The organism is Tabrizicola sp. M-4 (assembly GCF_051132405.1).
In the GTDB taxonomy this organism is placed as follows: domain Bacteria; phylum Pseudomonadota; class Alphaproteobacteria; order Rhodobacterales; family Rhodobacteraceae; genus Paragemmobacter.
In genome coordinates this window covers 461,706-481,262 of record NZ_CP128606.1, presented here as the reverse complement: position 1 = coordinate 481,262, position 19,557 = coordinate 461,706, and the positions used below count along the sequence as shown (strand labels likewise).

Annotated in this window: 24 protein-coding genes; 10 read left to right on the top strand and 14 right to left on the bottom strand. The window is 65.8% G+C overall.

Translation table 11 applies throughout. From position 1 onward, the window contains the following. The first annotated feature begins 63 nt into the window (after positions 1-63). Positions 64-537, top strand: a complete 474-nt coding sequence (locus TabM4_RS02425) for an ureidoglycolate lyase (protein WP_434617911.1) — start codon at positions 64-66, stop codon at positions 535-537. Between the two features lie 5 nt (positions 538-542). On the opposite strand, the gene TabM4_RS02420 is transcribed toward TabM4_RS02425, so the two are convergent. The 5 genes from TabM4_RS02420 to bhcA all read right to left on the bottom strand — a co-directional run bounded on the left by TabM4_RS02420 (position 543) and on the right by bhcA (position 6,097). Beyond that, positions 543-1,517 (bottom strand): type I glyceraldehyde-3-phosphate dehydrogenase, encoded by a 975-nt coding sequence (locus TabM4_RS02420; protein ID WP_434617908.1) that lies wholly within the window; start codon positions 1,515-1,517, stop codon positions 543-545. Positions 1,518-1,717: 200 nt separating this feature from the next. Continuing rightward, positions 1,718-2,677 carry an iminosuccinate reductase BhcD gene (gene bhcD / locus TabM4_RS02415; RefSeq protein ID WP_434617905.1) on the bottom strand — a complete coding sequence of 320 codons (960 nt, stop codon included), beginning with the start codon at positions 2,675-2,677 and terminating at the stop codon, positions 1,718-1,720. A 78-nt stretch (positions 2,678-2,755) separates the two neighbouring features. Continuing rightward, positions 2,756-3,919: a 3-hydroxy-D-aspartate aldolase BhcC gene (gene bhcC / locus TabM4_RS02410; protein ID WP_434617902.1), complete on the bottom strand. Its 1,164-nt coding sequence runs from the start codon at positions 3,917-3,919 to the stop codon at positions 2,756-2,758. A 5-nt stretch (positions 3,920-3,924) separates the two neighbouring features. Beyond that, positions 3,925-4,896: a beta-hydroxyaspartate dehydratase BhcB gene (bhcB, locus tag TabM4_RS02405; protein ID WP_434617899.1), complete on the bottom strand. Its 972-nt coding sequence runs from the start codon at positions 4,894-4,896 to the stop codon at positions 3,925-3,927. A gap of 10 nt (positions 4,897-4,906) precedes the next feature. After that, complete coding sequence (gene bhcA / locus TabM4_RS02400) at positions 4,907-6,097, bottom strand: L-aspartate--glyoxylate aminotransferase BhcA (protein WP_434617896.1); 1,191 nt, start codon at positions 6,095-6,097, stop codon at positions 4,907-4,909. A gap of 151 nt (positions 6,098-6,248) precedes the next feature. On the opposite strand from bhcA, the gene bhcR reads away from it, so the two are divergent. Further along, positions 6,249-7,064 (top strand): HTH-type transcriptional regulator BhcR, encoded by an 816-nt coding sequence (gene bhcR, locus TabM4_RS02395; protein WP_434617894.1) that lies wholly within the window; start codon positions 6,249-6,251, stop codon positions 7,062-7,064. A 161-nt stretch (positions 7,065-7,225) separates the two neighbouring features. On the opposite strand, the gene TabM4_RS02390 is transcribed toward bhcR, so the two are convergent. Next, the gene (locus TabM4_RS02390) at positions 7,226-8,398 is read right to left on the bottom strand and encodes a MalY/PatB family protein (protein WP_434617891.1); all 1,173 of its coding nucleotides are present in this window, start codon (positions 8,396-8,398) and stop codon (positions 7,226-7,228) included. A 222-nt stretch (positions 8,399-8,620) separates the two neighbouring features. Between TabM4_RS02390 and def (TabM4_RS02385) the strand changes: the two genes are divergently transcribed. From def (TabM4_RS02385) to TabM4_RS02365, 5 genes are read left to right on the top strand one after another with little or no spacing between them, the layout of a single operon-like run. Then, entirely contained in the window at positions 8,621-9,142 is a 522-nt protein-coding gene (gene def / locus TabM4_RS02385) for a peptide deformylase (protein WP_434617888.1), read from the top strand. Beyond that, entirely contained in the window at positions 9,142-9,645 is a 504-nt protein-coding gene (gene def, locus TabM4_RS02380; RefSeq protein WP_434617885.1) for a peptide deformylase, read from the top strand. Before def (TabM4_RS02385) ends, def (TabM4_RS02380) begins: the two co-directional genes overlap by 1 nt. After that, on the top strand, positions 9,642-10,145 hold the full coding sequence (gene def, locus TabM4_RS02375; RefSeq protein ID WP_434617882.1) for a peptide deformylase: 504 nt from the start codon (positions 9,642-9,644) through the stop codon (positions 10,143-10,145). Before def (TabM4_RS02380) ends, def (TabM4_RS02375) begins: the two co-directional genes overlap by 4 nt. After that, a complete protein-coding gene (fmt, locus tag TabM4_RS02370) occupies positions 10,142-11,038 on the top strand; it encodes a methionyl-tRNA formyltransferase (RefSeq protein ID WP_434617879.1) in 897 nt (298 codons plus the stop codon). Before def (TabM4_RS02375) ends, fmt begins: the two co-directional genes overlap by 4 nt. Before the next feature lie 44 nt (positions 11,039-11,082). Continuing rightward, positions 11,083-11,319, top strand: coding sequence for a GlsB/YeaQ/YmgE family stress response membrane protein (locus TabM4_RS02365; RefSeq protein ID WP_434617877.1), 237 nt, complete (start codon positions 11,083-11,085; stop codon positions 11,317-11,319). Between the two features lie 8 nt (positions 11,320-11,327). On the opposite strand, the gene TabM4_RS02360 is transcribed toward TabM4_RS02365, so the two are convergent. From TabM4_RS02360 to TabM4_RS02325, 8 genes are all read right to left on the bottom strand, one after another. Beyond that, positions 11,328-11,816, bottom strand: coding sequence for a TetR family transcriptional regulator (locus TabM4_RS02360; RefSeq protein WP_434617874.1), 489 nt, complete (start codon positions 11,814-11,816; stop codon positions 11,328-11,330). A gap of 60 nt (positions 11,817-11,876) precedes the next feature. Continuing rightward, on the bottom strand, positions 11,877-12,542 hold the full coding sequence (locus TabM4_RS02355) for a trimeric intracellular cation channel family protein (protein WP_434617871.1): 666 nt from the start codon (positions 12,540-12,542) through the stop codon (positions 11,877-11,879). Next, positions 12,539-13,009, bottom strand: a complete 471-nt coding sequence (gene rnhA, locus TabM4_RS02350; RefSeq protein ID WP_434617868.1) for a ribonuclease HI — start codon at positions 13,007-13,009, stop codon at positions 12,539-12,541. Before rnhA ends, TabM4_RS02355 begins: the two co-directional genes overlap by 4 nt. Positions 13,010-13,150: 141 nt before the next feature. Continuing rightward, positions 13,151-13,606 carry a DUF3429 domain-containing protein gene (locus TabM4_RS02345; protein WP_434617865.1) on the bottom strand — a complete coding sequence of 152 codons (456 nt, stop codon included), beginning with the start codon at positions 13,604-13,606 and terminating at the stop codon, positions 13,151-13,153. Between the two features lies 1 nt (position 13,607). After that, positions 13,608-14,558, bottom strand: coding sequence for a 4-hydroxy-3-methylbut-2-enyl diphosphate reductase (ispH, locus tag TabM4_RS02340; RefSeq protein ID WP_434617862.1), 951 nt, complete (start codon positions 14,556-14,558; stop codon positions 13,608-13,610). Between the two features lie 70 nt (positions 14,559-14,628). Next, the gene (locus TabM4_RS02335; protein WP_434617859.1) at positions 14,629-15,069 is read right to left on the bottom strand and encodes a YqaA family protein; all 441 of its coding nucleotides are present in this window, start codon (positions 15,067-15,069) and stop codon (positions 14,629-14,631) included. Further along, complete coding sequence (locus TabM4_RS02330; protein ID WP_434617856.1) at positions 15,066-15,590, bottom strand: hypothetical protein; 525 nt, start codon at positions 15,588-15,590, stop codon at positions 15,066-15,068. The genes TabM4_RS02335 and TabM4_RS02330 overlap by 4 nt, the downstream gene beginning before the upstream one ends. Before the next feature lie 47 nt (positions 15,591-15,637). Further along, positions 15,638-16,213: an NYN domain-containing protein gene (locus TabM4_RS02325; RefSeq protein ID WP_434617853.1), complete on the bottom strand. Its 576-nt coding sequence runs from the start codon at positions 16,211-16,213 to the stop codon at positions 15,638-15,640. A gap of 138 nt (positions 16,214-16,351) precedes the next feature. On the opposite strand from TabM4_RS02325, the gene folK reads away from it, so the two are divergent. From folK to TabM4_RS02310, 3 genes are read left to right on the top strand one after another with little or no spacing between them, the layout of a single operon-like run. Then, positions 16,352-16,957, top strand: a complete 606-nt coding sequence (folK, locus tag TabM4_RS02320; protein WP_434617850.1) for a 2-amino-4-hydroxy-6-hydroxymethyldihydropteridine diphosphokinase — start codon at positions 16,352-16,354, stop codon at positions 16,955-16,957. 49 nt (positions 16,958-17,006) lie between these two features. Then, positions 17,007-17,360, top strand: coding sequence for a DNA-directed RNA polymerase subunit omega (gene rpoZ, locus TabM4_RS02315; RefSeq protein ID WP_434617847.1), 354 nt, complete (start codon positions 17,007-17,009; stop codon positions 17,358-17,360). Between the two features lie 31 nt (positions 17,361-17,391). Next, positions 17,392-19,509, top strand: coding sequence for a RelA/SpoT family protein (locus TabM4_RS02310; RefSeq protein ID WP_434621888.1), 2,118 nt, complete (start codon positions 17,392-17,394; stop codon positions 19,507-19,509). Positions 19,510-19,557: the final 48 nt, after the last annotated feature.

Genomic DNA, 19,557 nt, shown 5'->3' with positions numbered 1-19,557 from the left:
CGTCTCGGCCCCATTACCCCCGGGGGTGCGGGGGGCGGCCCCCCGCTCTGACAGGCAAAACCCATGCAACAGATCAGAACCGAACCCCTCACCGCCACCGCCTTCGCCCCCTTCGGCGATGTGCTGGAGGCGTCAGGCGACTTCCGCCTGATCAATGCAGGCCTCTGCCGCAGGCACCATGACCGCGCCAGGCTGGATTTCGGCCCCGATGGCCGCGCCGGCATCTCGATCTTCAAGGCCGAACCCCGCGCCCTGCCCTATGAATTCGACCTGATCGAACGGCACCCCGACGGATCACAGGCCTTCCTGCCCATGACCGCCGACCCCTTCCTCGTGATCGTCACCGAAAGCCCGGCCCACGCCCCCCGCGCCTTCCTCACCGACGGCACGCAGGGGATCAACCTCTATCGCGGCACCTGGCATGGCGTGCTGACGCCCCTCCACCCCCCCGGCCTCTTCGCCGTGGTGGACCGGATCGGCACGACCCCGAACCTTCAGGAACACCGCTATCCCGAACCTTGGACGGTGATCGCCTGAGGCGATCACCCCATCAACCGCGCCACATCCAGCATCCGGTTGGAAAAGCCCCATTCATTGTCATACCAGCCAAAGACGCGCAGCATCCCGCCCGCCGTCACCCGCGTCTCCGGGCAGGCCATGACGATGCTCTCAGACCGCGCCCGAAGGTCGGTCGACACCAGCGGCCGATCCGTCGTCCCGATCACGCCCCCCGCCCCCCGCAGCGCCGCGTTCACCTCTTCCGCCGTCACCTTCCGCGCCGTCATCACAGCCAGATCGACGCAAGACACGGATGCCGTCGGCACCCGCACCGCCGACCCCTCGATCCGCCCCGCGATCTGCGGCATTACCACATCCAGCAAGCGGCTGGCCGATGTCGTCGTCGGCACCATCGACAACGCCGCCGCCCGTGACCGCGGGTAATCCGCCGCCGGCGCATCCACCGTGGGCTGGCTGCCGGTATAGCAATGGATCGTCGTCATCGACCCCGTCACCACACCCCAATTGTCGTCGATCAACCGCGCCAGCGGTGCCAGCGCATTGGTCGTGCAAGAGGCGTTGGATACGATCTCCTGCCCCGCCAGCACCCACTCATTCGCCCCAAGCACCACGGTCACATCCGCCGCCTTCGATGGCCCCGAAACCAGCACCCGCCGCGCCCCCGCGCGCAGGCCCCGTTCCGCCACTTCCCGCGCATCGGCGCGGCCCGTGCATTCCATCACCACATCCACCCCCGCCAGCGAGAGGGTCGATATATCCGCCGTCCGATGCAGCGGGATCGCCCGCCCATCCACCACCAACACGCCCGGCTCCAACGCCACAGCCCCGCGCCACGGCCCGAATACACTGTCATATTCAAAGAGATAGGCGCACATCTCCGCCGCCGCGATGTCGTTGATCCCGACGATCTCCAGCCCCGGCCAACGCCCCGGCCCCTGCAAGGCGGCCCGCAGCACCGATCGCCCGATCCGCCCGAACCCGTTGATGAAAACGCGCATGTGACCAAGCCTCCCCGCCCGATGCGCCAGTCAGACCATGGCCCTGCTGGGGGTTCAATGGCTGAAACGAAATATGATCAAAAACCAGGCTTACGGCAAAGTCCGGTATGGGTTCCGTCACCGGTCTTTCCCGGCGATGGCACGACGCCTCCCTCCGATTTCTGCGTCAGAAATCGGCGCGAAATCTGCGCCAGATTTCGCTAGACCGACACCTCCACGCCCAGCCCGCGCTCCCGCGCGCGCCGCACGGCCACCGCCGCTACGGCCAGATCCTGCAACCCCACGCCCGTCCCGTCGAAGAGCGTGATCTCCTCATCCGACCGCCGCCCCGCATCAGCCCCGGTCAGCACCGCGCCAAGCGGCACGATGTCCGCACCCGCCACCAGACCCGCCGCCACCGCATGCTGCGCCTCGCCGATGCTCACCGACTGTGCCACCTCATCCGTGAAGAGCCGCGCCTTCGCGACCAGCGCAACCTCCACCTCCTGCTTGCCCTTGGTGTCGGTTCCCATGCAGGCCAGATGCGTGCCGGGTGCCACATGCGCCGCCATCAGCGACGCGGCGGGCGACGAGGTGATGGTGATGATCGCCTCCGCCTCCACCATCCGCTCCAACCCGACCGCCTCGAAGGGCAGGCCCAACTCTGCCGCCACGGCACCCAGTTTGGGCAGCATGTCGGGATGCAGGTTCCAAGCAATCACCCGCTCCCAATCCCGCACCCGCGCCGCCGCGCGCAACTGGAACCCCGCCTGATGCCCTGCCCCCACGATGCCCAGAACGCGCGCATCCGCCCGCGTCAGCCGATCGATGGACAATGCCGATGCCGCCGCCGTCCGCAGCGCCGTCAGCAGGTTGCCCCCCACCATCGCCGTCGGCCGCCCGCTTTCAGGATCGAACAGATAGACCGTGGATTGGTGATTGGTGATCCCGCGCGCCGTATTCCCGGGGAAATAGCCCCCTGCCTTCACCCCCAGCATCCCGCCTGCCCGGTCCAGCCCGGACTTGAACCCGTATTGCCGCCCCTCGCCCAGCGCCTCGCGCACGACAGGAAAGTTGTAGGCCTCGCCGTGCGCCATCGCGGCAAAGGTCGCCGCCACCGCCTCATAGGCATCCTCGGGCGAAACGAGGTCGGCGATCAGCGCCTCGGGTACGATCAGCATCTGGCGATCCTTGCAGTCCGATGGGTTCCGTCGGGCAGGGCGGGGGGAGCCCCGCTCCCCCCGCACCCCCCTTTTCTCTCAATAGGCCTTGCCTCGCGCCGAGACGGGCCAGACCACCTCCACCTTCCCGTTCCGCACACCCACATACCAGTCGTGGACATTGCAGGTCGGGTCGCAATGCCCCGGCACCAGACGCAGCTTGTCATTCACCTTCAGCACGCCAGCCGGGTCTTCGATCACCCCATGTTCATCACTGCACTTGATGTATTTCACATCCGACCGCCCGTAGATGACAGGCAGCCCGCTATCCACCGACTGCGCCTTCAGACCCGCATCGCAAATCGCCCGGTCAGCCTTGGCATGGGACATGACAGATGTCAGGATGAACAGCGCGTTCTCCCATTCGCCCTGGTCAATCCGCTTGCCCTCCTTGTCCAGGATGCGCCCGTAATCCGCGTCCATGAAGGCGTAAGAGCCACATTGAAGTTCGTTATAAACCCCCGAGGCCCCCTCGAAATAATAGGATCCCGTCCCGCCCCCACCCACGATATCGCAGTCGATCCCTTCAGCCTTCAGAGCATCGACGGCGTCGCGCACCATGGCCACGGCGATATCGATCTTCGCCTTGCGATCCTCGTACCTGTCCATGTGCTGCATCGCGCCCTGATAGGCCTGAAGCCCCGCAAAGCGCAGCCCCGGCGCCGCATCAATCGCCTTGGCCAAAGCCACCACCGAAGGCGTCGTCGTCACCCCACAGCGCCCCGCGCCGCAGTCGATCTCCACCAGACATTCGATCGTGGTCCCATGCTTCACCGCCGCCGCCGACAGGTCCGCCACATTGGCGATATCGTCCACGCAGCAGATCGCCCGCGCCCCCAGCTTGGGGATCCGCGCCAGACGGTCGATCTTGGCCGGGTCGCGCACCTGATTGCTCACCAGCACATCCTTGATCCCGCCCCGCGCAAAGACCTCGGCCTCGCTCACCTTCTGGCAGCAGACACCGCAAGACCCGCCCAGCTTTTCCTGCAGCAGCGCCACATCCACCGATTTGTGCATCTTCCCATGCACCCGGTGCCGCACGCCCATCTCCTGCGCGAACCGCCCCATCTTCACGATGTTGCGCTCCAGCGCATCCAGATCCAGCACAAGGCAGGGCGTCTGGATATTTGCCTCATCCATCCCCGGCAGGGCGGGGATGTCATAGCCCACTTCCAACCCGTCGAAATCTCCGCGTCCATCCATCGTCGTCACCCCTTCATCCAAGGCAGCTTGTCCAGATCCACATTCCCGCCGGTCAGGATCACCCCAACCCGCTTGCCCCGGAACCTTTCTGGGTTCTTCAGGATCACGGCCAGCGGCACCGAACAGCTCGCCTCGATCACGATCTTCATCCGCTTCCAGTGCAGCTTCATCGCCTCCACGATCTCATCCTCAGTCGCAGTCAGAACGTCGGTCACGTGGTGCTTTACGAAATGCCAGGTCAGTTCCTTCAGCGGCACCTTCAACCCATCGGCCACCGTGTCGGGCGCATCATCGGCGATGATATGCCCCGCCCGGAAACTGCGCGCCGCGTCATCGGCATTGACCGGCTCGGCGGCAAATATCTCCACCCCCGGCGCGATGGAAGACAGCGTCAGGCAGGTCCCGGAAATCATCCCGCCTCCGCCAATCGGCGCGACGACGGCATCCAGCCCCTCCACCTGCTCCATCAACTCGCGCGAACAGGTTCCCTGCCCCGCGATCACGCGCGGATCGTTGTAAGGATGCACGAAATCCGCCCCCGTCTGCGCCTGCACCTCGGCAAACACCGCCTCGCGGCTGCTGGTGGAAGGCTCGCATTCCACGATCACCCCGCCATAGCCCCGCACCGCATCCTTCTTGGCCTGCGGGGCCGTGCGCGGCATTACCACCGTGCAGGGGATGCCCCGCCGCCCCGCCGCATAGGACAGCGACAGCGCATGGTTCCCGCTCGAATGCGTGGCCACCCCGCGCTCCAACTGGTCATCCCGCAACCCGAACACCGCGTTCGAAGCGCCGCGCACCTTGAACGCCCCGGCCTTCTGGAAATTCTCGCATTTGAAGAACAACTCCGCCCCGGTAAGTTCGTTCAGGAAGGACGAGGTCAGCACCGGCGTCCGGTGGATATGCGGCGCGATCCGCGCATGCGCCTCCACCACATCCTCGTAGGTCGGCACCCACAAACCCTGAAAATCCCTCATCGCCGCTCCCTCACTCAGCCGCCAAGGCCATCGGCACCGCCGATCCGCGATAGTACTCCGCCGCCGCCGCCACACCCGACCCCAGCCGCACGTCCCAACCCAGATCGGCCATGCACATCTCCGCCGTGGCCAACCCGCCCAGCACCATCACATCCGTCAGCATCCCCAGATGCCCGATGCGGAACACCTTGCCCGCCACCTCGCCCAGCCCCACGCCAAAGGCCACGCCGTATTTCTCCGCCGCAAGCTTCACGAGGTCCGTTCCGCTACGCCCGGCAGGCACCACCACCGCCGTCACCGTCTCGGAATAAAGGTCCGCCGAGGCCGCGCAGGACCGCATCCCCCAGGCCGCCACCGCGCGCCGCACCCCTTCGGCCAGCCGCGCATGACGGGCATAGACAGCGTCCAGCCCCTCCTCCTCCAGCATCTCGATGGATTTCGCGAGTCCCGCGATCAGACCCACCGCAGGCGTATAGGGATACCCACCCCCGGCATAGCTCCGCAGCATGTCGCGAAAATCGAAAAAGGTCCGCGGCAACCGCGCCCCCTCCATCGCCGCCAGCGCCTTGTCGGACACCCCAAGGATCGCCAGACCCGCAGGCAGCATGAACCCCTTCTGGCTGCCCGCCACGGCGATATCCACGCCCCACCCGGCCATGTCGAAGGGGATCGACCCGATGGAGGACACCCCGTCCACGAACAGCATCGCCCCATGCCTCGCCGCATCCATCGCGCGCCGGATGCCCGCAATGTCGGACCGCACGCCCGTCGCCGTCTCGTTATGCGTGGCCAGCACCGCCTTTATCCGCCCCGCGCCATCGGCCCGCAGCGCCGCCTCGATTGCCGCCACCGGCGCACCCTGTCCCCAGGGTGCATCGATGATCTCCACATGCAGCCCATGCCTCTGACACAGGTCGATCCAGCGATGGCTGAACAGCCCGAACCGTGCCGCCAGAACCGTATCCCCCGGCGACAGCGTGTTGGTAATCGCCGCCTCCCATCCCCCCGTTCCGGTAGAAGGCAGGATGATCACCTCGCCCCCCTCCATCCCCAGCACCCGCCGCACGCCCTCCACCGCGGGTCGGAACAGCTTGCCGAATGCCGCCGAGCGGTGATCCAAGGTGGGTATGTCGCACGCCTTGCGGATCGCGTCGGGAATATTCGTCGGACCGGGAATGAAGACGGGGTTCTGAAAGGACATGATGGCCACCTCGCTTGGGCATGACATGACCCTAAGCCCCGACCATAGGCGGCACAATTTTTTCGAAAATGTTTTTCAATTAATGAAAAATCCACTATCCTTTCTTTAAATCAGAGACTTGCGATTTTTCACCCGAACCAGACAGGCCCATATGCCCACAAAACCCCGCGGTCGCCCTAAGGCCTTTCACGACAAGACCGACCAGAACACCGTGCAGGCACTCGACCGCGCGCTGGGGCTCCTCTCCACCCTCGCAGCCCATCCCGGCCTCACCCTGTCAGAACTTGCCGAAACCTCCGGTCAGGCCGTCGCCACCGTCTATCGCGCCCTTGTCACCCTGCAATGGCACGGGATGGTGGAATCCGAAGACCCCGCCCAGATCTGGCATATCGGCCCCGGCGCCTTCCGCATCGGCTCCGCCTTCCTGCGCCGGACAAAGGTGGTGGAACGCGCCCGCGCCGCGATGGATGGGCTCATGCGCGACACGGGCGAAACGGCCAATCTGGGGATCGAAGTCGGCGACGAAGTCCTCTTCCTCTCGCAAGTCGAAACCCATCAGGCCATCCGCGCCTTTTTTCCCCCCGGCACCATCGCCCCCATGCATGTCTCCGGCATCGGCAAGGCCCTGCTCGCCTGGTATCCCACGGAAAAGGTGCAGGGCATCCTCGCCCGCAAAGGCCTCGAACGCTTCACCTCCCTCACCCACACATCCGAAACCGCCCTCCTGCGCGATCTGGCCCGGACCCGCGACCGCGGCTTCGCGATTGACGATCAGGAACGCGCCGAAGGCATGCGCTGCGTCGCCGCCCCCATCTTCAACGCGCATTGCGAACCCATCGCCGGTCTCTCCGTCAGCGGCCCTGCCTTCCGCATGGGCCTGTCAGACGCCACCCGCCTCGGCACCCTCGTCCGTGCCGCAGCCGATCGTGTGACAGAGGCGACGGGGGGCCAACAGCCCATGACCTGAAACCACTGAAGCGCGCCGCCCCTTCGTCTTGGCTCAAATACCCGCGGGGGAGCGGTCGCGCAGCGGCCGCGGGGGCGGCAGCCCCCTCCCCTCCCGACGGGGCGAAGTCCCCGGCGGGAGGGAAAAGGAATGTCGCGGCACGCGACGCCGCTCAATTACCGCTATTGCAGATCGCGAAACGCCGCCTGCATGCGCGCCACGGCCTCCTCCACCATCGCGCGCGGGGCCGCGATGTTGAACCGCAGGAAATTCTCCCCGCCACTGCCAAAAGCATCGCCGTGATTGGTGGCGATCCGCGCCTCCTTCTCCACCCGCGCGATGAACTCCGCCGCCTCCATGCCGGTGCCGGAAAAATCCAGCCATGCCAGATAGGTCGCCTCCAGCGGCATGGACCGCAGCCCCGGTATCGCCGCCATCCCCTCGTCGAACACCCGCCGATTCCCTTCCAGATAGACCATCAGCGCATCCACCCACTCCGCCCCCTCGGGGCTGTAGGCCGCCGTCGCCATATGCATCCCGAAACTGTTGCCCGAGATGCCCAGCGCCATGATCTTCGCCGCGAACTTCGCGCGCAGCACGGGGTCCGCGATGATCACGTTCCCCGTATGGCTCCCCGCGATGTTGAAGGTCTTCGTCGTCGCCGTCATCATCACCAGACGGTCGGCGATCTCCGGCGCGGCCAGCGGCATCGGCAGATGCCGCTGCCCAGGATAGACCAGATCATGGTGAATCTCGTCCGACACCAATATCAGATCATGCCGCTTGCAGAACTCCGCCACCCCGCGCAACTCTGCCGCCGTCCAGACCCGCCCGCCCGGATTGTGCGGCGAGCACAGGATGAACATCCGCTCCGTCCCCGTCATCAGCGCGTCCCAGGCCTCGAAATCCATCTCATACCGCCCATCGACCAGCGCAAGCGGGCATTCCCGCACCTGACGCCTCGCCGCTTTGATCGTCCGCGCAAAGGCATGATAGACCGGCACCGTCAGCACCACGCCATCCCCCGGCGCGGTAAAGGCCTCAAGGCACAGCCCCGTCCCGTTCACCAATCCATGCGTCGTGAAGATGTCGCCCGCCGCCACGTCCCAGCCGTGCCGCGTCTTCATCCACCACCGGATCGCCTCCAGATAGGCGCGGTCATCCCCGAAATAGCCATAGACACCGTGATCGGCCATCCGCTCCACAGCCGCCTGCACACAGGCCGGGGGCCGGAACTCCATATCCGCCACCCACATGGCAAGGCCCTCCGACGCCGGAACGCCGTAAAGCTTCTCCATCATGTCCCATTTCACGCAATGGGTGCCGATGCGGTTGATCGGGGTGTCAAAGTCCATATCCGCCCTCTGTCAAAGCTGCTTCGTTCACGAATAGCAAGGCGGAACACACGTTCCAATAAGTAAATTGATGCCCACACAAAGTTCCAATCTGCAGCAAAAAAGTAGAACATATTCCCTAGAAATCACTCAAAATCAGACGAACGATCCGGCAAATCCGCGAAACCCACCACCCCTGTCCCGCCATTGCGCCCAAGGGCGCTTTTCCGCTATCCAACCCCCATGATCCGCCCCATCCTGATCCATCCCGACCCGCGCCTCAAGAAACTCTGCGACCCCGTCGCCGAGGTTTCCTCCGACATGGGCAAACTGGCCGAAGACATGCTGCAAACCATGTATGACGCCCCCGGCATCGGCCTCGCCGCCCCCCAGATCGGCGTCACCAAACGGCTCATCGTCATGGATTGCGTGAAGGGAGAGAATGAGGCCCCCCGCCCCCTCGTCCTCTTCAACCCCGAAATCACATGGTCCTCCGAGGAGCTTTCGACCTACGAGGAAGGCTGCCTCTCCATCCCCGACCAATATGCCGAAGTGCAGCGCCCCGCCGAGGTGCGCGTGCGCTGGATAGGCCTCGACGGCAAGTTGCAGGAAGAGCAGTTCTCCGGCCTCTGGGCCACCTGCGTCCAGCACGAGATCGACCATCTGAACGGCAAGCTCTTCATCGACTACTTGGGTCCGCTGAAACGCCAGCTCATCACCCGCAAGATGGAGAAACTGAAACGCGAACGCGCGCGGCAGGGCTGATGGCCATCCTGCCCATCCTGCGCTGGCCCGACCCGCGCCTCGCCACGCCTTGCGACCCCGCCACGCCGGATGATGCGACCCGCGCCCTCGCGCAGGACATACTGGAAACCATGTATGCCGCCCCCGGCCGCGGCCTCGCCGCTCCGCAGGTGGGCGCGCTCATCCGCCTCTTCGTCATGGATGTGACGTGGAAAGAGGGCACCCCAGCCCCCCGCATCCTGCTCAACCCAGAAATCCTTTGGTCCTCCGCCACCACCGCCACCGGCCCCGAAGGCTGCCTCTCCATTCCCGGCCTCACGACAGACATCACCCGCCCCGCCGAAATCCACCTCCGTTGGACCGATCCCGAAGGCAGCAGCCGGGAAGAAACCCTCACCGGTTTCGCCGCCATCTGCGCCCAGCACGAAATCGACCATCTCGATGGCCTGATCACCTTCGACCGCCTCCCGCCCGCCCGCCGCGCGGCGCTGGAGGCCGCCTATCTCGCAGGACTTCCCGCATGACCGTCCGCCCCTGCCTGCCCTGGCCCCACCCCATCCTGAAGACCCCGGCCGCCACCGTGGAGGCGATCACAGACGACATCCGCGCCATCTGGGCTGACATGATCGACACGATGGAGGCCATGCCCGGCTATGGCCTCGCCGCCGTGCAAATCGGCATTCCCCTGCGCCTTGCCGTCGTCGATTGCTCCACCGAACGCGGGCAGGCCATCCGCATGGCCAACCCCGAAATCCTCCACGCCTCGGTGCAGAACCGCGCGCATGAGGAAGCCTCGCCCAACCTCCCCGGGGTTTCTGCCACCATCGAACGCCCGCGCGCCGTTACCGTCCGCTTCCTGAACGACCGGGGCGAAATCGAAGACCGCGACTTCGTCCATCTCTGGGCCACCTCCGTCCAACACCAGATCGACCATCTGGCGGGCAGGATGTATTTCGACCGCCTCTCGCCGCTGAAACGAAAGATGCTGCTCGCCAAGGCCGAAAAATTCCGGAGGCGCGGATGAAACTCGTCTTCATGGGCACACCCGACTTCTCCGTCCCCGTGCTGCAGGCCCTCGCCGCCAGGCATGACATCGTCGCCGTCTACACCCAACCCCCCCGCCCCGCAGGCCGTGGCAAGGACCTCCGCCCCACCCCCGTCCATGCTGCCGCCACCGCGCTCGGCCTGCCCGTCCGCCACCCCGTCAGCCTGAAATCCCCCGAAGAACAGGCCGCCTTCGCCGCACTCGATGCCGATGCCGCCGTCGTCGTCGCCTACGGCCTGATCCTGCCGCAACCCATACTGGACGCGCCCCGCAACGGCTGCCTGAACATCCACGCCTCGCTCCTGCCCCGCTGGCGCGGCGCGGCCCCCATCCATCGCGCCATCATGGCGGGCGACGCGGAAACCGGCATCTGCATCATGCAGATGGAAGCGGGCCTCGACACCGGCCCCGTCCTCCTGCGCGAGGCAACCCCCATCGGCACCGAAGAAACCACCCAAGACCTGCACGACCGCCTGTCGCAAATGGGCGCGCGGCTGATCGTCGAAGCCCTCGACCGCCTGCCGACCCTCATCCCCGAACCCCAATCGTCCGAGGGCGTCACTTACGCCGCCAAGATCGACAAGGCCGAATCCCGTATCGACTGGTCCCGCCCCGCCACCGCAATCGACCGTCAGATCCGCGCCCTCTCCCCCTTCCCCGGCGCATGGTGCATGGCCGGGGGCGAGCGCCTCAAACTCCTCCGCTCCCGCCTTGCTTCCGGCGAAGGCCACCCCGGCACAGTCCTCAACGGCCTCACCATCGCCTGCGGCACGGGCGCCATCGCCATCACCCTCGCCCAGCGCGAAGGAAAGAAGGCGCAAACCCCTCAGGATCTCCTCAACGGCCACAGCCTCCCCGCCCGGCTGGACTGACGCCGCAACCTGCGCCACACTCGCCCCGCAGAACGGAGGCGCTCATGCCCATCCTCATCCTCATCGTCATCGGGGCCGCCGCAGGCTTCCTCGCCACCCGCTTCATGCGCGTGCAGACCGATGTTCCCACCACCATCGCCATCGGCGTGGGCGGCGCGCTGCTCGGCTGGTTGATCCTGCGCTTCCTCGTCTCCATCACCGGCTGGGTCGCGGCCTTCATCGGCGCTGTGATCGGGGCCATGGCCCTCATCTGGCTCTGGCAGAAATACGTGTCGCGCTAGGCCGCCACTCAGCCCAGCCGCTTGACCACATCGCGCAGCCGGAACCCCGGCCCGCCAGCCCCGGCCCAGATCATCCGCCCCTGCCACGCGGCAAAGATCATCGCCGCCGCCTCCGCCTTGCAGCCCGCCTTGCGCGCCACCGCCGCCTCCACCGCCGCGCGCCATGTCTCCGCCCGCGCTACCGCCTCCGCCTCCGCAAGGCTCGCCCGTATCATCCCCGGCTTCACCACCCCGCCCAGCGCCTTCAGAAAACCCTGCGCGCTCTCCTCCACGGCCTCCGCCGCCAGCGTCCCCGCCTCAAGCACATCCCAGCCATGCAGCAGCGCCGCCCGCAGCATCCCCTCCCGGTCCCCATAGCGCTGCACGAGAGAGGGCGGCGCAAGCCCCACCTCCGCAGAAACCAGCCCAAAGGAAACCGCCTCCGCTCCCCGCAGCTCGATCAGCGCAAGGATCGCGTCAAAGATCACCGCATCGGGGATGGAACGCGGGCGGGCCATGCGAATTCCCAAAGGACCATTCGCCTTCAGCCTGCCCCGCCCCCGCGCGACGATCAAGCCCTATCGCTTGGGCGATCCCGGCTTTGGCGGCCGCGCCCGATAGACCGGCAGCCGCCAGCCAAATCCAAGGCTCCCCGCCCGCAGCACGAAGGTCACCACCGCACAGGCCAGCAGCGCCTGCCACGCCGCCGCACCGCCAAGGCCCAGCAGAACCGCCACACCCGCCCCGCAAAAGGCGCAGGTGACGTAAAGCTCCCCCTGTTTCAACACCAGCGGCACCTCGTTGCAGACGACATCCCGCATCAGGCCGCCCATGCACCCCGTCACCATCCCCATCACCAGCACGACAGGCCAGCCTACCCCCTCGGCCAGCGCCACGCCAACCCCCGCAGGCACGGCCACCGCCAGCGCCAGCGCGTCCAGCCACTCGATCGCCCGATACCGGCTTTCCAGAAGATGCGCCCCAAGGAAGACCACCACCGCCGCCCCCGTCGCCACCGCCAGCAGCGCGGGGTCACCGATCCAGACCGGCGGCCGCCCAAGGATCACGTCACGCAACGTGCCGCCGCCCACCGCCGTCAGGCAGGCGATGAAGATGAACCCAACGATATCCAGTTGCGACCGGCTCGCCACCAGCGCCCCGGTCAGCGCGAAGATCGCGACCGAGGCATAATCCAGCACCGGCAACAGCGCCGTCACCGAAGCGGCCAGCCCCGGCGCGATCATGCCTCACGCGCCTTCGCGGGCTTGAACGGTGCCATCCCGGCCCGCGCCAAGGCATCGGCCCGCTCATTCTCCTCATGCCCCGCATGGCCCTTGATCCAGCGCCACTGCACCCGGTGCCGCGCCTGCGCCTGATCCAGCCGCTGCCACAGTTCGGCATTCTTCACCGGATCCTTCCCCGCCGTCCGCCAGCCGTTCCGCTTCCAGCCATGGATCCATTCCGTCACGCCGTTCTTCACATAGGCGCTGTCCGTCACGACCGTGATCTCCGAAGGCTTGGCCAGCGTCTCCAGCGCGGAAATCGCCGCCAGCAACTCCATCCGGTTGTTGGTGGTAAGCGCCTCTCCCCCCGAAAGCTCGCGCTCCTTCACCACCGCACCACCTTCGCGCGCGATCAGCAGAACGCCCCATCCCCCGGGCCCCGGATTGCCGGAACAGGCCCCATCGGTATAGGCGAAAAGCTCTGGCATCGGCGGCTCCTTTCCACCCCGTTTAGGCAGCCCCGGCAAAGGCGTCAACCGCCCCTTCGTTTCGGCCCAAATACCCTCAGGGGGTGAGGAGCGTCAGCGACGAGGGGGCGGAACGCCCCCTGATTTTTCGCAGAAAAATCGTCACTCCCACAGGATCGGCACCGCCAGACAGACCAGCACCACCGCCGTCAGCAACACCCGCAACCGCATCCACCAGCGCGGCGCAAGCCCCTGCAAAGAGAAGAAGTAATCCAGAATCAACAGCCCTGCGAAACCGGCGGCAAGGTTCATAGCCGCATCGCCCGGCTGCCCGTTCACCATGAAGAAGGCCCACAGCGCCGGCACCACCGACAAGGCATAGCCCAACGCCGCGCGCGCTCCGTTGGCCTTGGCCGCGAACCCCCACAGCACCCCCGACATGAAGGACAGGATGACCACCCCATAGGTCAGGCTCACATAGGTCCCGCGATACATCGGCGGCAGCCACGACCCCACCAATCCCGCGCTCGGCGGCCAGACGACATTGGCCGCCCCCCAGAGGAAGGGGATCAGCCCGGCAAGGCCAAGGACAAGGGCGGCAACAGGAATTCCCTTCACGTCACGCAGGCTCCCGCAGGATGCGCGGCACCTTGAACTCCACGTTCTCCACCGCCGTCTCCACCATCTCGACCGTGGTCGCAAACCGTGCGCGGAAAGCGTCAATCACCTCGTTCACCAGAACCTCCGGCGCACTCGCCCCCGCCGTGATACCCACGGACCGGATGCCCTCCAGCGCCCGCCAGTCGATATCCGTGGCCCGCTGGATCAGTTGCGCATAGGCACAACCCGCATTGGCGCCCACCTCCACCAGCCGCTTGGAATTCGACGAATTCGGCGCCCCGATCACCAGCAGCGCGTCGATCTTCCCCGCCATGGCCTTCACCGCCATCTGCCGGTTCGTCGTCGCATAGCAGATGTCGTCATGCGCGGGCGCGACGATCGCCGGAAACCGCGCCTTCAGCGCCGCCGCGATATCCGCGGTGTCATCCACCGACAGCGTCGTCTGCGTGATGAAGGCAAGCTTCGCCGGGTCACGCACCACCAGACGGCCCACATCCTCCACCGTCTCCACCAGCAGCACCTCGCCCTCCGGCAACTGCCCCATGGTGCCCACCGTCTCGGGATGCCCCGCATGACCGATCATGATCATCTGCAACCCGTTCTCGCTATGCCGCGCCGCCTCGTTATGCACCTTGGTCACCAGCGGGCAGGTCGCATCCACCGCGATCATCTCACGCCGCGCCGCCTCGGCAGGCACCGCCTTGGGCACGCCATGGGCCGAAAACACCACCGGGCGGTCCAACGGGCATTCGTCCAACTCCTCGACGAACACCGCCCCCTTCGCGCGCAGCCCGTCCACGACGAACTTGTTATGCACGATCTCGTGGCGCACATAGACCGGCGCGCCCCATTTCTCCAAGGCCATCTCCACGATCTTGATCGCCCGGTCGACGCCCGCGCAGAACCCGCGCGGCGCGGCCAGATACAGGGTCAGCGGGGGCAGGGCCATCGGGAAACCTTTCGCAATCCGTGGCCCAAGACTTAGGCCGAAACCGCCGCGCGGTCCACCCGTCCCGACCTCAGCCGAACAGGCCAAGGACCACCGCCCCCAGCACCGCATAACGCCCCGTCTTCGCCACCCCCACCAGCAGCAGGAACAGCCAGACAGGCGTCCGCATCACCCCGGCGGCAAAGGTCAGCGCATCCCCCAAAGGCGCCCATGACAGCAAAAGCGACCACACGCCCCAACGCCCATACCACCCCGCCGCGCGGTCCAGCGTCGTCTGGCTGATCCGGAACCGCTCAGGCAGCGGCAGCGCCACCGCCCCCCGCCCCAGCCCATAGGTCAAGAGCGACCCCAGCACATTCGCGACCGAGGCCACCAGAAGGATCACCCAGAACCGCCCCGGCTCTGCTGCCAGCAGCCCCGCGAAGATGATCTCCGACTGGAACGGAACAGGCGTCGCCGCGACGAAGGCCGCCACGAACAGGCCCAGCAGGGCAGAGCCTTCCAGCATCATCCCGCCGCCTTGGCCCGCCACGCCGCCGCGAAGTCCCGCTTCGCCGCCACCCCGCCCAGCGCGCGCTCCGGCAGGATGATCACATCCTCCCGCGTCGCAAGGAACACATGCCCCGGCCCCTCGCGCACCTCGCGCAGCGACCGCGCCCCCACCGCCAGCGCGGCCAAACGGTCCGCCCGCCGCTCCACCAACCGGTCGCGATGCACTTCCAGCACGATCTCCACCCCGTCACCCGCCCGCTCCCGGGCCCGGCCACGCCGATCCCGCAGTTGCAACCCCCGCACCAAGAGCGGCAACCCGCCAAGGATCGCCACCGCTCCGGCCAAGCTGTGCAGTTCCGGCAATATCTCAAGATGGGTCACGCCGAATTGCAGGACCGCCAGCCCCGCAAATACGGAAACGATCAGCGCCAGCCTGTCCCGGCGCCGATAGGCGGGCGACACCCGCTCCCATGCAAGGGCATCCTCGACACCCAGCACGTATCTTAGAACACGGACGTCACCGTCGGATGCCGAAGCCACGGGTTCCCCAACCCGCGGCCCCGAGCCGCCGGCCTCTTCGGCAAGGTTCACTTCGCCTCGACGGCCACTTCCTCGCGCTCACCCATCCGCGGCTCACGCGGCGGGCGACCGATCACGTCGCGCAACTCATCCAACTCGATGAAATTGTCCGCCTGACGCCGCAACTCGTCGGCGATCATCGGCGGCTGGCTGCGGATGGTCGACACGACCGACACCCGCACCCCCTGCCGCTGCAGGCTTTCCACCAGCGGCCGGAAATCCCCATCACCCGAGAACAGCACGATGTGATCCACCCGTGGCGCAAGCTCCATGGCATCGACCGTCAGTTCGATATCCATGTTGCCCTTCACCTTCCGGCGACCCTGACTGTCGGTGTATTCCTTGGCGGGTTTGGTCACCATGGAAAAGCCGTTATAGTGCAGCCAATCCACCAGCGGGCGGATCGGGGAATAGTCGTCATTCTCCAGCAGCGCTGTATAGTAGAAGGCACGCAGAAGCTTTCCCCGGCGCATGAACTCCTGCCGCAGCAACTTGTAATCGATATCGAAACCAAGGGCCTTCGCCGCTGCGTAAAGGTTCGACCCGTCAATGAACAGCGCAAGCCGTTCGTCCTTGTAAAACATTATAGGTTCCCCTCAAAAAAACTTCCCGTGCGGTTCCAGAGTGGTCTGCCGCAAGGCAGGAGACTACAGAGGAAGTGTTTACAAGTTATCAGTGCGCGAAGAAATCATTCAAGTTCGGCTATACGAAAGGGTAAAGCCATGTCCGTATGCGAGTCACGGCTTCTGATCGCCCTCGGCGGGAACCTGCCCAACATGGGCGGTCCGCCCCTCGAAACGCTCCGTGCCGCACTTGCCGATCTCTCCGCCGCAGGGCTCGGCCCCCTGCAGGTCAGCCGTATATATGCCACGCCCTGCTTTCCCGTAGGGGCCGGTCCCGATTATGTGAACGCCGCCGCTTCCGCCCCCCTCCCCTCCGCTCTCGGCCCGCAGGACGTCCTTGCCCTGCTGCATCGCATCGAGGCAGCGCATGGCCGCACCCGCGAAACCCGCTGGGGCATGCGCACGCTTGACCTTGACCTCATCGCCTTCGGGCAGACCGTCCTGCCCGATGCCGCCACCCATGCCCGCTGGCGCGACCTCGATCCCGCGCTTCAGCGCCACGAAACCCCCGATCGCCTGATCCTTCCCCACCCCCGCCTGCAGGACCGCGCCTTCGTCCTCATCCCCCTCCTCGATGTGGCCCCCGACTGGACCCATCCCCTCACCGGCCAGACCGTCGCGCAGATGGCCGCAGCCCTCTCACCGGAAGACCGCGCCGAAATCCGCCCGCTCGCGCCCGATTCAACGCTTGTCAAGCCTGAATGATGCGACTAGATAGGCGCTTCCATGCCCCCCATCCGAACTGGAGTCGCTCATGGCCCGCGTGACGGTCGAAGATTGCGTTGACAAGGTGCCGAACCGTTTCGAACTTGTGATGCTCGCCGCCCATCGCGCGCGGGAAATCCAGTCCGGTTCGCCGCTCACCATCGACCGCGACAACGACAAGAACCCCGTCGTCGCCCTGCGCGAGATCGCCGAGGAAACGCAGTCGGCCGAAGTGCTGCGCGAACGCATGATCGAATCGCACCAGACCCAGATCGAAGTCGACGAACCCGAGGAAGACCAGATGGCCCTCCTGATGTCGGGCGAAATCGACCGCCCGATGCAGGACGACATGTCGGAAGAGAAACTGCTCCGCGCCCTGATGGAAGCGCAGGGCGACAACTGATCCGGGCCTTGGCCCGCCCAGCGGGGCGATGATGATCGACGTCGAAGACCTCATCGCCCTCGTCCGGAATTACAATCCGCGCACCAATGCCGACCTCATCCGCAAGGCCTATGCCTATGGCCTGCAGATGCATGAAGGCCAGTTCCGCAAATCGGGCGAACCCTATTTCACCCATCCCGTCGCCGTCGCCGCCATCCTGACGGAACAGCGTCTGGACGACGCGACCATCATCACGGCCCTCCTCCACGACACGATCGAAGATACCCGCTCCACCTATACCGACATCACCCAGATGTTCGGCCAAGAGGTGGCGGAACTCGTCGATGGCGTGACCAAACTCACCAATCTCCAGCTTTCCTCGGCCCAAAGTCAGCAGGCGGAAAACTTCCGCAAGCTCTTCATGGCCATGTCGAAAGACCTGCGTGTCATCCTCGTCAAACTGGCCGACCGTCTGCACAACATGCGGACGATCAAGTCGATGAAACCCGAAAAGCAGGCCCAGAAGGCCCGCGAGACGATGGAAATCTTCGCCCCCCTCGCAGGCCGGATGGGCATGCAATGGATGCGCGAGGAACTCGAAGACCTCGCCTTCCGCGTCCTCAACCCCGAGGCGCGCAATTCAATCATCCGCCGCTTCATCACGCTGCAGCGCGAGGCGGGAGACGTCGTCCACAAGATCACCGCCGATATCCGCAACGAGTTGGAAAAGGTCCAGATCGAGGCCGATGTCTACGGCCGCGCCAAGAAGCCCTATTCCATCTGGCGCAAGATGCAGGAAAAGGACCTCGCCTTTTCCCGCCTCTCCGACATCTACGGTTTCCGCGTCATCTGCGGCTCGGTCGCCGATTGCTACCGCATTCTCGGCGTGATCCACCAACGCTGGCGCGCCGTGCCGGGCCGGTTCAAGGATTACATCAGCCAGCCCAAATCCAACGGCTACCGCTCCATCCACACCACCGTTTCCGGCCGCGACGGCAAGCGGGTGGAGGTGCAGATCCGCACCCGCGAGATGCACGAAGTGGCCGAGGCAGGCGTCGCTGCCCACTGGTCCTACCGCGAAGGCGTCCGCGCCCAGAACCCCTTCGCTGTCGATCCCGCCAACTGGATCGCGCAGCTCACCGAACGCTTCGATGCCGAGGATCACGACGAATTCCTCGAACATGTGAAGATGGAGATGTATTCCGATCAGGTGTTCTGCTTCACCCCCAAGGGTGACGTGGTACAACTGCCGCGCGGGGCCACGCCCCTCGACTACGCCTATGCCATCCACACCCGCATCGGCAATTCCTGCGTTTCGGCCAAGATCGACGGCATCCGCGTCCCCCTCTGGACCCGCCTCAAGAACGGCCAGAGCGTCGAGATCATCACCGCCGAAGGCCAGCGCCCTCAGGCATCTTGGATCGACATCGTGACGACAGGCCGCGCCAAGGCCGCCATCCGCAAATCCCTGCGCGAAGAAGACCGCGGCCGCTTCGTCAAGCTCGGTCAGGAACTCGCCCGCGCGGCCTTCGATCATGTCGGCAAGAAATCCACCGACAAGGCGCTCCGCACCGCCGCCAAGATGCTCGGTCTGGCCGACGAGACCGACCTCCTTGCCCGCCTCGGCTCAGCCGAGATCACCGCCCGCCGCGTCATCGAAACCCTCTATCCCGAACTCGCCCGCGCACAGGATGACGAGGTCGACGCCTCCCGTCCCGTCGTGGGCCTGTCCGACGACCAATCCTTCCGCCGCGCCCCCTGCTGCCAGCCCGTGCCCGGCGAACGCATCGTCGGCATCACCTATCGCGGGCAGGGCGTGGTGGTCCACGCCATCGACTGCCCCGCGCTCGAGGAATTCGAGGAACAGCCCGGCCGCTGGGTTGATCTGCACTGGCATTCCGGCCGGCACGCCGCCGTGCATACCGTCAGCCTCGAAATAACCATTTCCAATGACGCCGGCGTGCTTGGCCGCATCTGCACCTTGATCGGCGAACAGAAGGCCAATATCTCCGACCTCAGGTTCACAGACCGCAAGCCGGACTATTATCGCCTTATCATCGATGTGGACCTTCGCGATGTCGAACATCTGCACATGGTCATGACCGCACTCGAGGCCGAGACCGATGTCGCCCAGATTTCACGTCACCGCGACATGACGCGCAAGCCCTGACCCGGCGCTTTGGGAGAGAGACTTGGTTTTCAAGCGGCGCAATCCTCG